Origin of the sequence: Sedimentibacter sp., from assembly GCF_038562225.1 — a bacterium.
Classification (GTDB): Bacteria; Bacillota; Clostridia; order Tissierellales; family Sedimentibacteraceae; genus Sedimentibacter.
On the sequence record NZ_JBCFAS010000003.1, the window covers coordinates 217,152 to 238,438 of the forward strand.

The 21,287-nt window shown below is 43.6% G+C and carries 17 protein-coding genes; 8 read left to right on the plus strand and 9 right to left on the minus strand.

The window, feature by feature from the left end:
- Positions 1-46 precede the first annotated feature (46 nt).
- From AAGU76_RS12870 to AAGU76_RS12905, 8 genes are all read right to left on the minus strand, one after another.
- Positions 47-1,012, minus strand: a complete 966-nt coding sequence (locus tag AAGU76_RS12870; protein WP_342485912.1) for an oligopeptide/dipeptide ABC transporter ATP-binding protein — start codon at positions 1,010-1,012, stop codon at positions 47-49.
- A complete protein-coding gene (locus tag AAGU76_RS12875) occupies positions 1,009-2,037 on the minus strand; it encodes an ABC transporter ATP-binding protein (protein WP_342485913.1) in 1,029 nt (342 codons plus the stop codon). The genes AAGU76_RS12870 and AAGU76_RS12875 overlap by 4 nt, the downstream gene beginning before the upstream one ends.
- 15 nt (positions 2,038-2,052) lie before the next feature.
- Positions 2,053-2,994 (minus strand): ABC transporter permease, encoded by a 942-nt coding sequence (locus AAGU76_RS12880; RefSeq protein ID WP_342485914.1) that lies wholly within the window; start codon positions 2,992-2,994, stop codon positions 2,053-2,055.
- A gap of 7 nt (positions 2,995-3,001) precedes the next feature.
- Positions 3,002-3,922: an ABC transporter permease gene (locus AAGU76_RS12885; protein WP_342485915.1), complete on the minus strand. Its 921-nt coding sequence runs from the start codon at positions 3,920-3,922 to the stop codon at positions 3,002-3,004.
- A 54-nt stretch (positions 3,923-3,976) separates the two neighbouring features.
- Positions 3,977-5,038 (minus strand): Xaa-Pro peptidase family protein, encoded by a 1,062-nt coding sequence (locus AAGU76_RS12890; RefSeq protein WP_342485916.1) that lies wholly within the window; start codon positions 5,036-5,038, stop codon positions 3,977-3,979.
- A gap of 87 nt (positions 5,039-5,125) precedes the next feature.
- Positions 5,126-6,784 (minus strand): peptide ABC transporter substrate-binding protein, encoded by a 1,659-nt coding sequence (locus tag AAGU76_RS12895; RefSeq protein ID WP_342485917.1) that lies wholly within the window; start codon positions 6,782-6,784, stop codon positions 5,126-5,128.
- 368 nt (positions 6,785-7,152) lie between these two features.
- Positions 7,153-8,106: a M48 family metalloprotease gene (locus tag AAGU76_RS12900; protein ID WP_342485918.1), complete on the minus strand. Its 954-nt coding sequence runs from the start codon at positions 8,104-8,106 to the stop codon at positions 7,153-7,155.
- 10 nt (positions 8,107-8,116) lie between these two features.
- Positions 8,117-8,668, minus strand: a complete 552-nt coding sequence (locus tag AAGU76_RS12905) for a LemA family protein (protein WP_342485919.1) — start codon at positions 8,666-8,668, stop codon at positions 8,117-8,119.
- Between the two features lie 228 nt (positions 8,669-8,896).
- On the opposite strand from AAGU76_RS12905, the gene AAGU76_RS12910 reads away from it, so the two are divergent.
- The 4 genes from AAGU76_RS12910 to iadA all read left to right on the plus strand — a co-directional run bounded on the left by AAGU76_RS12910 (position 8,897) and on the right by iadA (position 15,574).
- Positions 8,897-9,526 (plus strand): histidine phosphatase family protein, encoded by a 630-nt coding sequence (locus AAGU76_RS12910; RefSeq protein ID WP_342485920.1) that lies wholly within the window; start codon positions 8,897-8,899, stop codon positions 9,524-9,526.
- Between the two features lie 298 nt (positions 9,527-9,824).
- Positions 9,825-13,253: a pyruvate carboxylase gene (locus AAGU76_RS12915; protein ID WP_342485921.1), complete on the plus strand. Its 3,429-nt coding sequence runs from the start codon at positions 9,825-9,827 to the stop codon at positions 13,251-13,253.
- Positions 13,254-13,540: 287 nt separating this feature from the next.
- Positions 13,541-14,365 carry a carbon-nitrogen hydrolase family protein gene (locus AAGU76_RS12920; protein ID WP_342485922.1) on the plus strand — a complete coding sequence of 275 codons (825 nt, stop codon included), beginning with the start codon at positions 13,541-13,543 and terminating at the stop codon, positions 14,363-14,365.
- A gap of 24 nt (positions 14,366-14,389) precedes the next feature.
- Complete coding sequence (gene iadA / locus AAGU76_RS12925) at positions 14,390-15,574, plus strand: beta-aspartyl-peptidase (RefSeq protein WP_342486305.1); 1,185 nt, start codon at positions 14,390-14,392, stop codon at positions 15,572-15,574.
- Positions 15,575-15,725: 151 nt separating this feature from the next.
- Here iadA and AAGU76_RS12930 read toward each other — a convergent pair whose 3' ends face one another.
- Positions 15,726-17,690, minus strand: a complete 1,965-nt coding sequence (locus AAGU76_RS12930) for an amidohydrolase family protein (protein ID WP_342485923.1) — start codon at positions 17,688-17,690, stop codon at positions 15,726-15,728.
- A 194-nt stretch (positions 17,691-17,884) separates the two neighbouring features.
- On the opposite strand from AAGU76_RS12930, the gene AAGU76_RS12935 reads away from it, so the two are divergent.
- The 4 genes from AAGU76_RS12935 to dmpG all read left to right on the plus strand — a co-directional run bounded on the left by AAGU76_RS12935 (position 17,885) and on the right by dmpG (position 21,217).
- Entirely contained in the window at positions 17,885-18,346 is a 462-nt protein-coding gene (locus AAGU76_RS12935) for a DUF188 domain-containing protein (RefSeq protein ID WP_342485924.1), read from the plus strand.
- 101 nt (positions 18,347-18,447) lie between these two features.
- On the plus strand, positions 18,448-19,212 hold the full coding sequence (locus AAGU76_RS12940) for an IclR family transcriptional regulator (protein ID WP_342485925.1): 765 nt from the start codon (positions 18,448-18,450) through the stop codon (positions 19,210-19,212).
- Between the two features lie 116 nt (positions 19,213-19,328).
- Positions 19,329-20,204: an acetaldehyde dehydrogenase (acetylating) gene (locus AAGU76_RS12945; RefSeq protein WP_342485926.1), complete on the plus strand. Its 876-nt coding sequence runs from the start codon at positions 19,329-19,331 to the stop codon at positions 20,202-20,204.
- Positions 20,204-21,217, plus strand: a complete 1,014-nt coding sequence (gene dmpG / locus AAGU76_RS12950; RefSeq protein ID WP_342485927.1) for a 4-hydroxy-2-oxovalerate aldolase — start codon at positions 20,204-20,206, stop codon at positions 21,215-21,217. The genes AAGU76_RS12945 and dmpG overlap by 1 nt, the downstream gene beginning before the upstream one ends.
- The last annotated feature ends 70 nt before the right edge of the window (positions 21,218-21,287 follow it).

Consider the following 21,287-nt stretch of genomic DNA (forward strand, 5'->3'; position numbering starts at 1 on the left):
ATAAAGCTTTTTTATTTATTAAGACGTATCAATTATTGTGTTTTAATCAAAGCAAATGGCATGCTGCCGCATGACCGTCTGTGTACTGCTTCAGGGTCGGGATTGATTCATGACAGACAGGCTTTGCATAAGAGCATCTTTCCACAAACCTGCAGCATTCCTTTGGATTTATTGGGCTTGGTATCTCGCCCTTTAGCATGATCCTCTGCTTGTTTTTGGCGATGTTTGGGTCTGCCTCGGGTATGGCTGACAAAAGTGCCCTGGTGTATGGGTGAAGAGGGTTTTTATACAGTTCGACTGCATCAGCCTGTTCTACGATCATTCCCAGGTACATAACTATAACCTTGTCGGAAATATATTTTACTACACTCAGATCATGGGCTATAAAAAGGTATGTTAGAGATCTGTCCTTCTGAAGCTTCTTCAGCATGTTCAGCACCTGAGCCTGTATGGATACGTCCAGGGCTGAAATTGGTTCATCGCATACAATGAATTTCGGGTCCACTGACAATGCCCGCGCAATACCGATGCGCTGTCTTTGTCCACCCGAGAATTCGTGGGGGAACCTTGACATGTGGTCTCTGTTAAGACCAACTGTTTTCAGCAGACTTTCTATTCTGTCATCAAGCTCTTTGTCTGAAATTTTTTCGTGGAGCCTTATCCCTTCACCTACAATGTCCTTTACAGTCATTCGCGGATTCAGTGACGAATATGGGTTTTGGAATATCATCTGCGTATTTTTGCAGTATTCAAGCTTTTCATTCTTGTTTTTACTGTCGAATATGTCACGACCCTTGTACAGCACCGTTCCCTTCGTAGGGTTGTAAAGCTTTACAATGCATCTTCCCGTAGTTGATTTGCCGCAGCCTGACTCACCCACAAGTCCTACTGTTTCTCCTTCGTATATGTCAAAAGATACATCTTCCACGGCCTTTAAAGTTTCCTTCTTGTTTATGTGAAAATATTTGCTCAGATTTTTAACTTGTATCAGAGGCTGTTTTTCTGTGTTCATAGAAGCACCTCACTCTTCTGTTGTTTTTTGCACGGAAGCACAACTTCAGGCGCATGCTCGTGCTGCAGCCAGCACATGGTTTTATGCTCATCTGTCACGGTGTATTCGGAAGGCATCGTCTCATAGCATACCTCCATGGCATATTCGCATCTGGCGGCAAAAGGGCATCCCGGCGGAGGCGAAAACAAATCGGGAGGAGTTCCTTCAATTGGTTCAAGCTCCTCATCCTTTTCAGTCTCAAGGCTTGCTATTGAGCACAACAGTCCTGAAGTATACGGATGCCTGGTGTTGTAGAAAATATCGTCAACGGTGCCTCTTTCAACGATTTTTCCTCCATACATGACAAGCACTCTGTCGCACATTTTAGCAATGACGCCCAGGTCATGTGTAATCAGTATTATGGATGTCTTCAATTTTTTCTGCAGATCTTTCAGCAGATCCAGTATCTGAGCCTCAATGGTAACGTCAAGAGAAGTAGTGGGCTCGTCGGCTATGATGATGCCGGGATTTCCCACAAGAGCAATGGCTATCATTACCCTTTGCTTCATTCCGCCGCTGAGCTCGTGGGGATACTGGTTGTATCTTCTTTCTCCGTCTGATATGCCTACCATTTTTAATATTTCCAGCGCCTTGCTTTTCATTTCCTTCTTGCTGTAAAGGTTCCTCTGCACGAATATCTCTTCTATTTGTTTGCCGATTTTCATGGTAGGATTCAATGAGGTCATGGGATCCTGAAAAATAAAACCTATTTCAACGCCTCTTATTTTCCTCATTTCCTTGTCTGTCATTTTTGTTATGTCACTGCCCTTGTAGCTGATTGAACCGCTTTCAAAAAATCCCGGCGGTTCAGGGTTAAGCCTTATGAGGCACTGGGCAGTCACACTTTTACCGCAGCCGGATTCTCCGACAATGCCCACAATTTCGCCTTCATTTATATCAAAGCTCACACCTCTCACCGCACGCACAACACCGCCGTACGTGCAGAAAGAATAGCTCAGGTCATTTACTTCCAATATTTTTTCCATTTTTACACCTGCCTTTTATTCAGTTCCTCTAAGTTTGGGGTCCAAAGCATCTCTCAGACCATCACCCAGGAGATTCAGGGCCAGCATTGTTGTGCATATAAAAAATGATGGTATGAAAAGCTGATATGGATAAATTCTCAGCATTTTTACACCGGACTTTGCCAACAGCCCCCAGCTGCATTCAGGCGGTGCGATTCCAAGGCCAATGTAGCTTAAAAAAGCTTCGTTAAATATAGCCTTTGGCACTGCCATTGTCAAATTTGTAATTATCAGACCCATTACGTTAGGGATGATGTGTCTGACGATTATTGTAAAATCTCCTATCCCGAGAACCCTTGCTGCTGCAATGAAGTCCTGTTCCTTAAGGCGAAGCACTTCGCCTCTGACAAAGCGGGCAGTGCCTATCCAGCCTACAATGACCATGGCAACGATCAGGGAGGAAATGCCTGTTCCCAGGACCACCATGACCAGTATGGATATGATTAAGTATGGAATCCCATACAGAACGTCTATTATCCTCATGAGAACGGAATCCAGCACGCCTCCGTAGTATCCGGACATGCCGCCTACAAGGCCGCCGATTACCGTATTGAGCACCGTTGATATGAAGCCGATGGCCAGGGATACCCTTGCTCCTCTCCACACCCTGGTCCACAGGTCTCTTCCTAGTTCGTCGGTTCCAAACCAGTGGGAAGATGAGATAAACTGATTCATTTTTGAAGAGTCTATGTCGTTAAATCCATAGGGGCTTAAAAGCGGTCCGAATATTGCCAGCAATATGTACACAATTAAAATCATCAGGCCCGTGAAGGCAACCTTGTTTTTCTTGATTCGTCTCCAGGCATCCTTCCAGTAGGTCAGGTTCGGCCTGGATATGGCCTCCATCTTCTCAAGATTCTTTCCCACCCTTTTGAATTTGGAAACGTCAATATCTTTTATTACTTGCATTTCTTCCATGATTCACCTACTTTCCTGCTACTCTTATTCTTGGGTCAATTACGCCGTACAAAATGTCAACAATCATGTTGGCCAATACCAGGAAGGTTCCGTAAAAGATTGTCATTCCCAGTATTAAGGAGTAATCCAGGTTTTGAACGCTTTGAACATAGTATTTTCCCATGCCAGGAATAGCATAAATAGATTCGATAACAAATGTTCCGGTCAATACACTTGCCACGGTGGGACCAAGGACTGTCACCACCGGCATGATGGCGTTTCTTATCTGATGCTTGTAGGTTATCCTGAATTTTGATATTCCCTTGGATTTGGCTGTTTTAATGTAGTCCTGCTGCACCACCTCAAGCATGCTTGCCCTCATGAGCCTTGAAACCATGGCCAGTGTGTAAAAGCCCAGAGCTACTGAAGGAAGTACGGTATACTTGATACCCTGATACTGGGCCACAGGAAACAAACCCCATTTAATGCCGAAAAAGTACTGCAGCAAGGCACCTATTATGAAATCCGGGACGGAAGTGCCGATTATCGCTATGATTACGCATACGTAGTCCAGCTGCCTGCCCCTGTACAAAGCTGCAATTATACCGAACACCAGTCCCATGGAAATGGACAGGGACAAGGCCCTCATCCCCAAATCAAACGAATAGGGGAAAGAATCGGCTATAATCTTGTTTACGGACTGATTGACATATTTCATTGAGTATCCGAAGTCTCCTTTTGCTATGTTCGCCATGTAAGTGAAGTATTGTTCAATCAATGGTTTGTCAAAGCCGTAATATCTTTCTATGTTTGCCTTAATTTCAGGCGTCATCTTGTCGCTTGTGAAGGGATCTCCGGGCATCAGTCTGACAAGTATGAATACGACCGTTGCCAGCACCCATATGGTAACCAGCGAGATTCCAAGCCTTTTTAATATATATTTGCGCACACAATCACCTCTGTTGATTTATTGAGAAATAATTATTATATTTTTCCATGAGGCTTACAGTTCGATAAGGTCTCTTGCAGAGCTTGTCAAAACTTCGTTGCCGTTCTCAGTAATCAAAACCTGGTCTTCTATCCTTACACCGCCCCAGTCCGGAATATATATTCCCGGTTCTATGGTAATTACATTGTTTTCTTTTAATATTTCTGTTGACCTGGGTCCCATGAAAGGCACTTCGTGTACAAATAATCCGATGCCGTGTCCTATACCGTTGTAGTGGTACTTGTAATACTCGGTGTTCATGATTGGCTGCACCGATGCGTTGTAGACGTCAGTTGCCGGTACTCCGGCCTTCATGGCGGCGGTTGAAACCTCAAGCATTTTCTTTTCAAGTTCATAAACTTCTCTTTGCTTCGGAGTTGCCTTTCCCACAATGACAGTCCTGGTCATATCGGACAGATATCCGTTGTACCCGCAGCCGTAATCCATAAGCACAAAGTCACCGTATTCTATTGTTTTACTGGATGGTATTCCATGCAGGAGGGATGTCCTTTTTCCTGAGATAAGTATGTTGCCGTAAGGTTTCGTGTCCGCACCTTCCATGACCATGTAGTGGGACAGCCTTGAAGCAAGTTCTTTTTCCGTTATGCCGACACGGATGTCTTTTATGATTCTGTCGAATGCCCTGTCTGCTATCTGGCAGGCAGCACGCAGATAATTAATTTCCTCAGCGGTTTTTATGGAGCGGAAATTTTCTATGACACCTGTCAAAGGGATTGCTTCAGCATTTAATCCCGAAGAAAACTCCTTGTGCATGTTGAATGTAACAAAGTCTCCTTCAAAAGCAAAATTTCTGACAGCTGAATTTTCAATCAAAGATTTTAAGGCTCCGGACAGTGTCTTTCCCTGTTCTCTCCAGTTTATTATTTCAAAATCAGGGCATTCATGCTGAGCCTGTTCAGTGTATCTGGGGTCTGTTATGAAATATTTATCTTTGCCGGTAATGAACAAGTATGAATCATCTCCGGTGTATCTGCTCAGATATCGGACGTTCTGAGGTCTGGAAACAAAAAATCCCTCTATTTTATTTTCATTTAAATAGCTTATAAGTCTTTCCAACTTTATTCTCCTTAAACTTTTTTCTTGCCAGCTTTAAAATTAAAGATGATTCTTTTAGAATCATCCTTAATTTCATTTGATTTCTAATTATTGTTCAATGTCTGCATAAATGTAGTCGTAGTTAATTCCTACAAAGTATGTTTCAAATCCTTTTACCTTCGGATTCAGAAGCATTGCGTTTCTTCTCAGCTGAAGAGGAACGATGGCTCCGTCTTCCAGCAATGTTTTCTCAGCATTGAACAATGCTTCCATTCTCTTAACCGGATCTGCATTTGTTAAAGCATCATTGATGTATCCGTCATAAACTGCACTGCTGTATGATCCGTGGTTGTACGGAGAATTTGTGGGCCACAATTCCAGGTATGACATAGGATCAGGATAGTCCGGAACCCAACCTGTAACTACCATTTCAAACTCGTGGTCTGATTCCATCTTAAGTCTTTGCTTGTAAGGAACCTGTCTGATTGTAACTGTGATTCCCAAAGCTGACTGAATCTGATTCTGCAGAACTTCTGCTTCAATTCTTGTACGCTCTTGATCTGTTGTCAGTAGTTCAACGTCAATTGACTTAGGATCGGAAACTCCCAAAGTTTCCATGGCCTTTGCAAGGTGTTCCTTTGCCTTGGCAGCATCGCCCTTCAAAGGAAATGCTTCATAAGGATACTCGTCACCGTAGTCACCGTTGATTCCGTTAACCTGTGGAAGCACATATCTTGGGTTAGGCTGGTACAGGTTGTGACTGCTCAGCAATATGTAATCCTCTCGATTGATAGCATAGTTTATGGCCAGTCTCAAGTCCTTGTTTTCAAGTTCGCAGCTGCCGTCCATGTTAAGTTTCATGAAGTCGTTAGCTCCGTCATTGTAATAGATAACCTGATCCTTGTAATTGTCCAGCACTTCTGCGGGTACATTCACCTGATCCAGCTCACCCTGCTCGAACATGGCAACTGCAGTCATAGGATCTGAAACTGTCAGTATGTGTACTTCGTCAAGTTTTATTGCATCAGCGTTCCAGTAATTGGGGTTCTTTTCAAGAATTATACGGTCTTCATGTTTCCATTCCTTAACTATGAACGGACCGCTGTAAACATTCTTGTCAGCGTCAGCGGAGAAGTCCTTGCCGTATTTTTCAACCAAGTCTTGTCTTACCGGGCATAACTGGGACATTGAAAGCATGCTCAGGAAATATCCTGTAGGATTGTTCAGTTCAATTGTAAGTGTCTTGTCATCCAAAGCTTTTACGCCCAGCTCATCCACGGGCATTTTACCGGCATTGATATCACCTGCATTTTTAATCAGTGTCGTAACCAGGAAAGAGTAGTCGCTGGCAGTAGCCGGGTCTACAAGTCTCTTGATTGCATATTCGTAGTCCTGTGCTTTAATTTGCACGCCATCACTCCATTTTGCATCTCTCAAATGGAATGTATAGGTCTTTCCGTCTTCTGACATTTCATAGCTTTCAGCCATTCCGGGCTGTATTTCGCCGATGTGGTTTCTCATCAAGCCTTCATAGATGTGAAAACCTACAGTTGCACTTGGTATTGAATTCATCAGCTGCGGATCCAATGTAGGTGCATCTGCAAGCAGCGAGTATTTTAAAACTTTCTTTTCGGGAGCAGCTGCTTCAGGTGTTGTCGGTGCGGCTGCTGCCTGCTCTGCAGGTTTCTGCTGTTCTCCCGGAGTTGAACAGGCTGCTAATGAGAAACACATTGCAATAGCTAAAAACATCGATAGTACTTTTTTCATTTTACTTTCCCTCCATCGTAAAATAATAAGTTTCACAATATTAAATTTATTGCAAAAAAAATAGTTAGTAAAAACTAAACTGAATATTTACCTCCTTAAACAATAATATATGATACATATTGCATAAACGGTGCCATATTAATCCAAACCTTAAAAAGTTTGTCATATTGAGGCAAACACTGTTTTTAAAGGGCGGAACTTACAGTTTAATTTAATATGAATATTTTTAATAACTTGAACACTTGTTTGAAATAACCCATACCGCATTTTTGTTTTGTAATGTTTTTTGACATAAATTGTTAAAAAAACCGTCACATGTAAAAAAACGTGACGGTTTTTGTTTTGCATTTTTATAAGTTTAACGAAAATCAATACATATTTCTTAAGAGCCTGATTCTTTCTTCAATGGGCGGATGAGTAGAAAAAAGAGAGGTCATTTTGTGTTTTGGGTTGAAGATGTATATGGCAAGCATCTCGTCGCCTCCCAGATCTTCCACCTGTTCCTTTGAATAGTCAATCGAGGTTCCTGAAATTTTCTCCAGTGCATCAGCAAGGCCGCCGGAAAATCCACAGAGCCTTACAGCGTTGGCATCTGCAATGTATTCGCGCTTTCTGGAAATGGCCAGGTTTATGAGCTGGGCCACAAGCCTTATGACTATTGAAAGCAAAAATCCTGCCAGCGCTATGAGGGCAAAAGCTGCAGCTGCGTTGCCGCTGTCGGAATTGCGTCTTGACCTTCCTCTTCCGCCGAAAAACATGTTGTAGCGGGCCATTCGGAAAAGTATTCCTCCGAGGATAATGGCAGCACTCATCAGGTAGATGGACACTGTTGAAACCAGTATGTCCCTTTGAACTATGTGGGACATCTCATGGGCAAGCACGCCTTCCATCTCAGGTTCATCCAGCAGGTCAATAAGGCCCTGGGTGACACCGATATAGGAATTTTCAAGCTTCAAACCGGCTGCAAAGGCATTGGGCGTCCTCGTTGGTATGATGTATACCTTTGGCGTGTTTTTCAGCCCCGCCGCCAGTGCCAGACCTTCCACCAGATTAGCAACCCTTCTTTCGCCGGGGTCTGACATGTCTGCTTCCTTCCAGTTTGTTCGTGACCCTATCATTTTTGATCCTGTCAGCAGCTGTATGGGCAGCAGCACCCCTATGATGAAAGCGGCTATTCCTGCGCCCAAAACCATGCTGTCCATGTAGTAGCCTATGGAAAGTGACAGCACTATGATTATGATGATGTAAAAGACTATGAGAAGAGCAGTCTTTACTTGATTTTTTCGAACTTGTTCATGAATTATAACAGGATTGTTTTCCAATTTTTTCTCCTTACAGCTTACTTATTCTGATGTTATCAGAATATTCTCTTTCTTCCTCTGTAATCTCATAGGTGTTTTCCTTTGTGAAACCGAACATGCCGGCGAAAAGCGAAGCAGGGAAGGACTGTATGGCTGTGTTGAATTCAACCACTGCCGTGTTGTACCTTGTGCGCGCATATGCTATTTTGTCCTCAACGTTCTTCACGTCATCCATGAGATGCAGAAATGATTGGTTTGATTTCAGCTCCGGATAGCTTTCGGATATGGCCATGATTGAAGGTATCATTTTTGAAATGCTGTCATTGGCAGCCATTACCTCATCCTTGGAGCCTGACATTATTTTTGCTCTCATGCCTATGATTTTTTCCAGTGTTTCGCTTTCGTACTTGGTCTGCATCTTGATTGTGTCCACAAGATTTGTCAGAATGTTTGTTTTTCTTTTAAGCTGCACATCAATGGATGCCCAGGCTTCCGTAATGTAGTTTCTCTTTCTTACCAGGCCGTTGTACATGATGGCTATCCAGCCTGCCAGTATGACAACAACCGCTATTAATATTTCCATAATTGCCTCCTATTTATTATTTCTTATTTTATAGTACCCGCATTAAAGTTTTCTTAACAGTTATATGATATCAAATTATGACCGATTTAGATACCATTTTTTTAAAGTTGATGACTTGAGATTAAATCTATGATAAAATATAAAAAGATAAAGTTAAATTGATATTTATGAATGAAAATTAAATTGGGAAACTACCATGAATTCATATAGATTCAGAAAGGAGCATCAATGACCAGAATATACTTTACACGGCATGGGGAAACCGAATGGAACAGGCAGCTCAGGTTTCAGGGCAACAAAAATTCAGAACTCACAGAGAAGGGAATACTGGCTGCAGAGCTTTTATCCGGCAGAATAGAAGAAATCGATCTTGATCTGATCATATCCAGCCCCTTGAAGAGGGCATACCACACTGCCCAGATAGTCAGAGGAAATAAGAATATTGAAATTATAAGTAACGATGGTTTCAGAGAAATAAATCTTGGAGACTTCGAAGGATTGAGGTACGATGAAATTGCTGTAAGATCCGGTGAAGAGCTTAAAAAAATCGAAAACGACCCATTTAACAACAGATATCCCAACGGTGAAAACCTCTTTGAATTTTACAAAAGGGTAGAAAAGTCCTTCAGAGAAGTGATAGACAGCTGCAGGAATAAAAATACGCTTATTGTTGCCCATGGAGGAACAATAAAGTGCATTGAATCCTATATCAGAAAGTTCCAGATCAACAAGGATTGGATGGGAACAGTGGTAAAAAACTGCAGCCTGTCATGTGTGGAAGTTGACGATGATAACAACATAAAAGAAATTTTCTACAACGACACGGAACACCTAAAGGGAGTTCCTGCACTCAATTAGTGACGGAAAACGTCGGAATTTCCCGGGAAATAGTGAAAATTGTGAAAAAGCAAAATTTAAAATAACCAAACTGCATAATGCAGTTCGGTTATTTTTTATATTTTTTGCATAACAATTAAAGGCGGAAAACGATTGGGACATATGTAAAATTAATTAAATAGAATAAAATAAAGTTTAAACGAATAAAATCTAATTTTATTAAATAAAAGTATTGAAAAATTAATTAAGTAATGTTAGACTTTGACTTATGAAACTACGATTGCATATGACCGTATGCGGTGCAGGATTGGAGGATTTGATGAAAAAGTTTAAAAGAGTGCTGGTGGCAAACCGGGGAGAGATTGCCATCAGAGTTTTCAGAGCATGCGAAGAGCTGGGTATACGAAGTGTTGCCATATATTCCGAAGAGGACAAGAATTCTCTGTTCAGGACAAAGGCTGATGAATCTTACAGAGTGGGAAAAAACAAGAAACCTGTGGACGCTTATCTTGGTATTGACGAGATTATAAGTCTCGCTAAGTCAAAGGGCGTTGATGCCATACATCCGGGCTACGGATTCCTGTCTGAAAATGTTGAATTTGCACGTAAGTGTGAAGCGGAAGGAATTGTGTTCATAGGACCTGACCATATAATGATGGGAAAGCTTGGCGACAAGATAAAGTCGAAAATAGTTGCAAATTCTGTAGGGGTTCCGACTATTCCGGGTATAGAAGAGGCTGTGAAGTCTGAGGACGATGCAAGAAAATTTGCTGACTACTGCGGGTATCCCGTAATACTGAAAGCTTCAGCAGGCGGCGGCGGAAGAGGAATGCGTATAGCGTGGCGCGAAGAGGATTTGCTCAGGGAATTCAGAAGCGCTCAGAGCGAAGCTAAAAAGGCATTCGGCATTGACGACATATTCATAGAAAAATACTTAGAAAAACCAAAACACATAGAAGTGCAGGTGCTTGGCGACAATTACGGAAACATTGTGCATCTTTTTGAAAGGGACTGCTCCATTCAGAGAAGACATCAGAAGGTTGTGGAGTTCACACCGGCCATAAGCATAACCGAAGAACAGAGACAAGCCATATGCAGCGATGCCATAAAGCTTGCAAAGGCTGTTAGCTACAGAAGTGCCGGAACCCTGGAATTTCTGGTTGACAAAAGCGGTAACCACTACTTCATTGAAATGAACCCAAGAATACAGGTTGAGCACACTGTTACGGAAATGATAACCGGTATAGACATTGTTCAGGCGCAGATACTGGTGGCTCAGGGCTACAGGCTTGATTCCGAAGAAATCAACATCAAGGGACAGGAATCAGTTGAAAAAAGAGGATATGCAATACAGTGCAGAGTAACGACTGAAGACCCTGCAAACAACTTTGCACCCGATACCGGAAAAATCGACATGTACAGGACAGGCTCAGGTTTCGGAATAAGGCTTGACGGAGGAAACGGCTTCACGGGAGCTGAAATAAGCCCATATTATGACAGCTTGCTTGTGAAGGTAATATCCCACTCCAGAACGTTCAGCGATGCAATTGCAAAAAATGCAAGAGCGCTGAAGGAGCTCAAGATAGGCGGGGTTAAGACCAATACAGGATTTTTGCTGAATGTGCTGAACCATGAAACCTTCAAGAGGGGAGACTGCGATACAGGCTTCATAGCTGAAAACCCATCTCTCTTAAACGTAAGGGGAGGCGAGGACAAGGAACTGAAGGTTTTAAACTACATCGGAAACATCGTTGTGAACGAGACCAAAGGAATCAAGCCGCAGTTTGACGTTCCCAGTGCTCCGAAGTTCCGCGGAATGGACGTTAAACCGGGACTTAAGCAGATGTTTGACGAGAAGGGACCTAAGGAAGTTTCAAACTGGGTTCTCGGACAGAAAAAACTTCTCTTGACAGACACTACAATGCGTGATGCTCATCAATCCCTCATGGCTACCAGAGTAAGAACGGTTGATATGGAAAAAATCGCACCTGCTATGGCTCATCTGGCAAACGAACTTTTCTCCGTGGAAATGTGGGGAGGAGCAACATTTGACGTGGCTTACAGATTCCTTAAGGAAGACCCCTGGGAAAGACTGAAGACGCTGAGGGCAAAAATGCCGAATATTTTGTTCCAGATGCTTTTAAGAGGAGCAAATGCCGTGGGTTACAAGAATTATCCGGATAATGTCATAAGGGAATTCGTAAAGACATCCGCAAATGCCGGCATAGATGTGTACAGAATTTTCGACTCCCTGAACTGGGTTGAAGGCATGGAAGTTGCCATTGACGAGGTGCTGAACCAGAACAAGATGGTTGAGGCGACAATCTGCTATACAGGCGACATACTGGATGAAAACAGAGACAAGTACACGCTGAAATACTATGTGGACCTTGCAAAGAAACTTGAGAAGAGAGGGTCACACATACTTGCAATCAAAGACATGTCGGCGCTGTTAAAACCAATGGCTGCTGACAAGCTCATAAGAGCCCTGAAAAACGAACTGACTATTCCTGTTCATCTGCACACTCATGACACAAGCGGAAACGGCGTCGTAACAGTTTATTCCGCAGCAAATGCCGGAGTGGACATAGTGGACACAGCATTTAACTCAATGGCAGGACTGACCAGCCAGCCGCCGTTAAACTCTGTCATTGCTGCTCTTAACAACACTGAAAGGGACACAATGCTCAACCTTGATGACATGCAGAAAATTTCTGACTACTGGGAAGCGGTAAGGCCTGTTTACCAGAAATTTGAATCAGGTCTTAAGACAGGAACCGCTGAAATATACAAGTATGAAATACCGGGAGGCCAGTACTCCAATCTGAAGCCTCAGGTTGAAAGCTTCGGTTTGGGTCACAGGTTCGAAGAAGTCAAGGAAATGTTTAAGACCGTCAATGAAATGCTGGGAGATATTGTAAAGGTTACGCCTTCTTCCAAGGCAGTTGGAGACATGGCCATATTCATGGTTCAGAACGACCTTACATCTGAAAACATCTATGAAAAGGCCAGGGATATGGACTTCCCGGATTCAATAGTATCATACTTCGAAGGAATGATGGGTCAGCCTGAAGGCGGCTTCCCTGAAGAGCTGAGCAAGCTTGTTCTCAAGGGCAGAGAACCGATCAAGTGCAGACCGGGCGAACTTCTTCCTGCTGAAGATTTCGATGAAGTCAGGAAAATGCTCAGAGAAAAATACAGCCTTGAGGGCACTGATGAGGAAGCATTGAGCTATGCTCTGTATCCCAAGGTGTTTGACGATTACCAGAAGACCATTAAAGAAGAAGGCAGCTTAAGGATGATGGGCAGCGACATATTCTTCCACGGGCTTGAAGAAGGGGAAACCTGCGGTGTCAAGATAGCGGAAGGACAGAAACTCAGCATCAAGCTGGTGGAAATCAAAACAAACGACGACGGCACCAAGGATCTTGCATTTGAAGTGAATGGAAACAGAAGAGTGGTAACCATCAAGGACAAGAACGCCATAAACCTGAAGAGCGCTTCTGTGGAAAAGGTCATGGCAGATACAGGCAACCAGTATGAAATAGGAGCCAACATACCAGGCAATGTCTACAAGATACTGGTTAAACATGGAGACAAGGTTGAGGCAGGCCAGCCTGTTGCAGTGCTTGAAGCCATGAAGATGGAAACGAACGTAATTGCTCCTCTGGCAGGAACGGTAGCTAAGATTCACGTTAAGGAAGGACAGCGTGTAATCGCCGGAGAGCTTATAGCAGAATTGGAATAAAATACGGACCCCTTTGCATGGCAGAGGGGTCTTTTTTTATATAATAGGAAAGTTCACTTTCCTATTATATAAAAAAAGAGGAGTGCATGTCGGACGTCCTTGCCGTTAGGGGGGGGGCGGAGTCAAAAATGCGTAAGCGTTTTTACGCCGAAGGGGGACGTAGGTCCCCCTAGCGGAGTTGCGGAGCAACTTTTTTAGGTGTAGTGAGGGGAAGGAAGCTTAAACTCTTTTTATTGATTAAAAAGACAATATGTCTTATAATTAAGAAAATACTCGTGGAGGTTATTATGGCAAAATTTATGGCAGCTTTGCTGCAGACTTCGGTTTATGACAACAAGGAAAAGAATGTGAAAAACGCTGTTGGCCTGATAGAAAAGGTTGCAGCGGAAGGAGCCGACATAGCGGTGTTTCCCGAAATGTTCTGCTGCCCTTACGACAACTCCTTCTTCAGAAAATTCGCTGAAGAGGAAGGTGGCTTCATTTACACAGAGATGAAGAACGCAGCCAAAAAATTCGGCATCTACGTGGTTGCAGGCACAATGCCGGAGCTTTTTGAAGGAAGGGTTTACAACACAGCCTATGTTTTCGACCGGGAAGGCAGACAAAATGCCAGGCACAGAAAGATGCACCTGTTTGACATAGATGTAAAGGGAGGGCAGTACTTCAAGGAGTCAGACACCTTCACACCAGGTAAGGACGTCACTGTTTTTGATACACAGTTTTGCAGAATGGGTATTGCCGTGTGCTATGACATAAGGTTTCCTGAACTTTCAAGGCTAATGGCCAAGGATGGAGCGGAAGTCATAATCGTTCCGGGAGCCTTCAACATGACTACTGGCCCGGCTCACTGGGAGCTGCACTTCAGGGCAAGGGCTCTGGACAATCAGGTTTATGCCATTGGAGTTGCACCGGCCAGGGACATGGAAGCATCATATCACTCCTATGGAAATTCAATTGTCGCTTCACCATGGGGCAGCGTTGCATGCCGGCTCGATGAAAAAGAAGGATACATACTGCAGGAAATAGACCTTGATTATGTGAAGAAGATAAGAACAGAGCTTCCGCTTCTGCAGCATGTGAGGGATGATGTGTACCAACTGAAAAAAATTTAATGAAATTTAAAGGAGGAACATATGATAACACTGATTAAAAATGCTGAAGTATACAAGCCGGAATATGCAGGCACAAAGGATGTGCTGATTCTGGGAGGCAAAATAGCGGCGGTTGATGACAACATACATGTTGAGATGAACGGATTCACTGATGTTATGGAAATTGACGGCAGAGGCAAAAAGCTGGTACCGGGCTTCATTGATTCCCATGTACATATTCTCGGCGGAGGCGGAGAAGGGGGATTTTCCACCAGAACTCCCGAAGCAACACTTACAGGACTTACCACGGCAGGCGTGACCACTGTGGTTGGCTGCCTGGGTACGGACGGTGTTGCCAGGGACATGGTGTCTTTGCTGGCAAAGGCAAGGGGACTTGAAGAAGAAGGAATCACATCGTTCATATATACAGGCTCCTACAGGCTGCCGGCCAGAACCATAACAGGCGAAATCATGAAGGACATAATGGTGGTGGATAAGATAATCGGAATCGGAGAGATAGCAGTTTCTGATCACAGGTCTTCCCAGCCAACCTTTGAAGAATTTGTAAGGGCTGTGTCGGATGCCAGAGTGGGAGGAATGCTTTCAGGAAAATCTGGAATAATCAATATCCATCTGGGCGATGGGAAAAGGAAAATAGACCTGATTAAAAGGGCATTGGCGGAAACGGAAATTCCCGTTCAGCAGTTCCTGCCGACCCATGTGAACCGCAATCCGGAGCTTTTTGAGGAATGCGTGAGCTATGCCAAAACAGGCGGCTTCATAGATTTTACGGGCAGCGACGATCCGGATTTCTGGGAAGAGACTGAAGGAGAAGTAAGGTTCAGCAAGGGATTAAAGAGGCTGCTGCAGGAAGGAGTCAATCAGGACAACTTCACACTGTCATCGGACGGACAGGGAAGCATGCCTATATTCAACAAGCAGAAGGAGTATGTTGGAATCGGAATAGGAAAATCCTCCTGCCTCATAAAAGCATTAAAGGAATGCGTGTTCAATGAAGACATTCCTCTTGAAACCGCTCTGAGGGCAGTTACATCGAATCCTGCCAAAATACTGAAGCTCAGGACAAAAGGTAAAATAGAAAAAGGCATGGATGCTGACATTTGTCTGCTTGATGAAAATCTTGACGTACATACGGTCATAGCAAGGGGAAGAGTGATGGTTGAAGGCAAGAAGCCTTTGGTTTACGGAATGTTTGAAAACAAAAACTAAGTTAAAGAAAGAAGGAGGGGCTGTTGCATTAAATATATCCCTGTCATCCTGAGCGTTAGCGAAGGATCTCATATGTTGAAATGATGAGATTCTTCGGGCTAAAGCCCTCAGAATGACGATAGCAATAACTAATGCAATATCCCCTCAGCTTTTATTTTCCTACTGATACGGACATGCTGTCCTGATACCAGCTTACAGTAAGACCTAAAGACTGCGCAACAGCCCGAAGCGGTATGTACGAACCGTTGAAATCCTTTGTCATGAACTCTGTATTGCGTCCGTTTATGTCAACCAGAACTTTTCCGTCTTCATCAATGGCATATTTAAGCTCCATCTGGTCAAGAAGGTTTTTAGCCGGAACATACGTTGTTCCGTTTTCAATCACAGGCGCACTGTCAAATGTTAGAGGCATTCCCTGCCACATTACTGTCACAGCTGAGTTGTCTCTTTCATACACTGTCTGGCCACCTACTATTGTAGCCAGCGGCAATATGTCCTTTATGTCGGATGCAGGGCACTTCATGTAATCTCTGTCGAGAATCACAAAGTCGGCAAGCTTTCCATTTTCCAGGGAGCCCTTTATTTCTTCCTCAAACTGTCCGTAAGCCGCCCAGATCGTAAAGGAACGGAGTGCTTCCTCCCGGGTCATGTTTTCTTCAGGATACCATCCGCCAACCGGTTCGCCGTCCCTTCCTGATCTGGTAACTGCAGCATACAATCCGTGGTACGGATTGACAAGTTCAACAGATGCATCAGAACCGTTGACAATGATGTTTCCTGTGTTAAGAACCTTTCGCCATGCGTAGGCTCCCTTGATTCTTTCCGAACCTACACGGTCTTCCGCCATGTTCTTGTCGGATGTTGCATGTACGGACTGCATAGCAGGAATTATTCCTATATCGGCTATGCGTTGAATGTCTTCAAGAGCTGCAACCTGAAAATGCTCAATTCTGTAGCGGTGATCTGAAAGAGGCATCTCATTCAGAACTTTCTCATAGGTGTTTATGACCTGTCTTACTGCAGCATCGCCTATTGCGTGAGTAGCAACCTGGAACCCGTTTTCCCGTGCTCCTTTGACAAGTCCGTAAAACTCTTCATCAGTATTTCTTCCGTTTCCCAGATGGCCAGGACGATCTGAATATTCTTCAAGCATCCATGCACTTCTGGCTCCCAGCGATCCGTCAGCGTAGAATTTTATGCAGTTCATGGTCAGCCTGTTATCGTACAATCCTATTTCAGGTCCTATCTTGTAATATTCCTCGGCACTGGCGCCTGAATCAACCATCACATAGAGTCTTATTTTAAGCTGACCTGTTTCATACAGGTCCTTCATGTACCTTATATCTTCAAGACCTGAACCGGCGTCCATGGAAGATGTGAGACCGTATGAGAACAATTCATCCTGAGCCAGCAACAGGGCTTCTTTTTGTCTTTTTTCATTCAAAGCCGGAATTTTGCTTCTTACTAGGGTTGCCGCAGTATCCGTAAGGATTCCCGTAGGTTCCTTGTTCTCGTCTTTGTATATTTCTCCGCCCTGCGGATCCGGTGTATCCTTTGTCACCCCGGCTAAGTCAAGAGCCATTGAATTTACCCATGTGGCATGTCCGCACGTCCTTACCAGGGCTACCGGATTGTTTGGAGCAACCTTATCAAGATCCTCTTTTGTGGGAAACTCTGCCACATCCCAAACTTCCTGGTTCCAGCCTCTGCCTGTTATCCACTCGCCGTCAGGCAGCCTGTCTGCTTCGGACTTAACAGCAGCCAAAATTACATCTTTCGGTTTCCAAAACACGTCAAGCTGAATTAACTTCTGTCCTTCTCCGGGGTAATGCATGTGGCCTTCTATGAGACCGGGGATGACGGTTTTGCCTTCAAGGTCGATTACCTGGGTAGATGTTCCTATGAAGCTTTTCATTTCTTCATTTGTACCGACGCCGATGATATACTGGCCCTTTACAGCCAGAGCGTCTGCCGTTGAAAACCTGCTGTCAACGGTATAGATGTTCCCATTAAGATATACTGAGTCAGCTGACTGTGCTTCAGCAAAAACGTTTACGGGAAACAATGCGGTAATCATTGCCACCAGTAATATGAATACTATTTTTCTTCTACGCATAAAATCCTCCCATAAGATATTTTGGTTAACTTATTTTATCATAATGAAACAAGCTATTTTGTTGTATATTGTAAAAGGGAATTTATGGTAATAATTTAATGAACTGTCCTTCAGAAATATTTGCGTACAATTATTTTTATGTTTAACAAAAGCAGTAAATCTGGCATAATTATAAATAAAAAAGGAGTTATCTTATGAGGATCATAATTGACGGAGATGCATGTCCTCAGCGTGTAAGAGAAATCTGCGAGCAGGCTGCCAGGGAATATGGCATTGAATTGATAACAGTTGTAGACATTGATCATTATATATCCAGTGACTTTCAGATTATTGTGGTTGAGCAGGGAAGGGATTCCGTAGACTACAAGATAGTTCAGATTTTCAGGGATGAAGATATACTTGTAACACAGGATTACGGTCTGGCCAGCCTGGTTCTGGGAAAATCATCCGCAGTAATCCATACAGCAGGCTTTTTTATCAATAAAAACAACATAGACAGCCTCCTTCAGTCAAGATATATAAGTGAAAGAATCAGAAAGCAGGGCGGAAAGACAAAGGGACCTTCAAAGAGAACAAAGGAGCAGGACGAAAATTTCAGGAAGTGTCTTTACAAGGTGCTCAATGAAAAATTGGGAAGAAGGAAAGGGAAAAGTTGATATGTTTGGCATTAATATATTTAGTTTGACAATACAAAAACGTCTTGACATTATTTCAGCGGTATGATATGTTCTAAAAAAACGATATCAGAGGAAACGGTATGGACATTCTTGGAAAAGTTCAGTCTGTGGATAAGGCTTTATTGATTTTGAAGCTTCTGGCAGACAGAAGACGGGAAATGAAACTGACGGAAATTGCAGAAGAAATGGATATTAACAAGAGCACTCTCCATGGTATAATAAGCACTTTAAAATATCATGGTTTTGTGGATCAGGACGGCAAGACCCAGAAATACCGCCTGGGACTGTACCTGATTGAGCTGGGCGAAATATCATCAAGCTCATTGGACATAATTAAAATAACTTCGCCTATCATCGAACAGGTTAGCAGCAAACTTCAGGAAACGGTGCACATCGCATCGCTGGATAATTTCGAAGTTGTGTATGTCAATAAGAAAGAATCAAACCAGTCCATGAGGATATACACGAGCATAGGCAGCAGAAACCCTGCATACTGCACCGGTGTGGGGAAGGCCATGCTTGCCTATCTTGAAAAGGACTACATGGAGGAAATGATTCCGCAGAAGCTTGAAAAACTGACTCCGAATACATTAACCGACAGGCAGGAGTTTATAGATGCTCTTGACAGAATCAGGGAAGAGGGCATTGCATTTGACAGGGAGGAATTCAGCGTGGGACTTACATGCATTGCTGCTCCCATATTCGACAGCACCGGTAAAGCTAAGTATGCCATAAGCGTATCGGGACCGACCGTAAGAATGTCAGAGGATAAAATACAGAAATCAATTGCATCAATCAAATCAGCAGCAAAAGAAATTTCTATCAAAATAGGGTATAAGGAATAATACCCTAATATTTTGAGAAAATTCAAAAACACAGTTTTGCAATATCAAACTATATTTAAAAACGATTTTAATCATTTTGTGAAGCAATATCGTATTATGCATTACAGGAGGTAAAAATGGAAAAGGTAAAAGTGGGAATCATAGGACCCGGAAACATAGGGATTGACCTGATGATGAAAATCAAGAGGAGCCCTTATCTGGAAACTGCCTGTGTAGTAAACATCAAGGAATCTGAAGGACTTGACATCGCCAGAAGCTTTGGAGCAGATGCATCTGCAGGCGGTGTTGACTACATGATAAAAAATCACCCGGAGCTTGACATAGTGTTCGACTCTACCAGTGCGGCTGCTCATGAAGCAGCAGCTTTAAAACTTAAGGAAGCAGGCTATTTCACCATAGATATGACCCCTGCGGCTGTGGGACCGTACTGCGTGCCAACGGTGAATCTTACGGATGAAATGCTTAACAAAAGCAACGTGAACATGGTAACATGTGCAGGACAGGCAACAGTACCTGTGGTATCGGCCATAAACAAGGTTGCTGACGTTGAATATGCGGAAGTTGTTTCATCCATAAGCAGCAAGAGCGCAGGACCGGGAACAAGAGCAAACATAGACGAATTTACTGTGACAACCAGAAAGGCTCTTGAACAGGTAGGCGGAGCAGACAGGGCTAAGGTAATAATTGTTCTTAATCCTGCAGAGCCCCCCATATTCATGAGAAACACCATCTACACAAAGGTTAGGAATCCTGACATGGATGTCATAAGAAAAGCAGTCGATGATTGCGTCAAGGAACTGAACGCGTTTGTACCAGGCTACAAAATACTGCTTGAGCCGATTATTCAGGACAACACAGTGACGACCATGATCCAGGTTGAAGGGCTGGGAGACTATCTTCCAGTGTATTCCGGAAACCTTGACATAATTACCTCGGCAGCGGTTAACATAGCTGAGAGGAAAGCTCAGCAGCTAGCAGGAGGTACAAAGTAATGGCAAAGATATTTATTACTGACACAACGCTTAGAGACGGAAGCCACACTGTTTCTCACAAATTCAGCACGCAGGACGTGAAGAAAATCGTATCGGCGCTGGACGAAGCAGGCATTGACATAATAGAGGTGGGACATGGAGACGGACTGACAGGTTCAACCATAAACTACGGTTTTTCAGATTACGATGACTTTGAAATAATCAAGTCAGCAGCATCAGCAATAACAAGGTCCAGGCTGGCGGTGCTTTTGATACCGGGAATAGGAACGGTTGAGGACCTGAAAAGGGCAAAGGAATGCGGAGCAACGGCAGTTAGGGTTGCCACCCATGTGACGGAAGCAGACGTGTCAGCGCAGCATATAAAGGCAGCTAAGCAAATGGGAATGTTCACGGTTGGATTTCTGATGATGGCTCACATGGCAAGCGTTGAAAAGCTTGTAGAGGAAGCAAAGAAAATGGAATCATACGGAGCAGACGTTGTTTACTGCACAGATTCCGCCGGAGCCATGCTTCCTGTAAATGTAAAAGAAAAAATATCTGCGCTGGTGAAAAATCTCAGCATTCCAGTAGGACACCATTCGCACAACAACCTTGGTCTTGCCATAGGAAACTCACTGGCTGCAATCGAAGCAGGAGCCACTTACATAGACGGCTCCCTGTCAGGTCTGGGGGCAGGAGCAGGAAACACTGCAACCGATGTATTGGTAGCCGTGATGAACAAGATGAACATTGAACACAATGCGGATTTGTTCAAGACCATGGATGCCAGCACCAACGCCCTTGCTCCGGTTCTTGAATCAAAGGGAGTGAAGGCCAACATAAACCTCGACACAATGATTTTAGGATATGCGGGATGCTATTCAAGCTTTTTGCTGCATGCAAGAAGAGCAGCTGAAAGATTCCATGTGGATGTGAGGGAAATACTTATAGAATGCGGAAACAGGAAGGCTGTGGGAGGACAGGAAGACTGGATAATTGAAATTGCCAGAGACCTTTCCCGGCTGAAGAAATAACAGACCTGAGCCTGCAAGTTTTTTTAAAAATATCGACTACGATGTCGTGTTTGTGATAGAATATTATAAA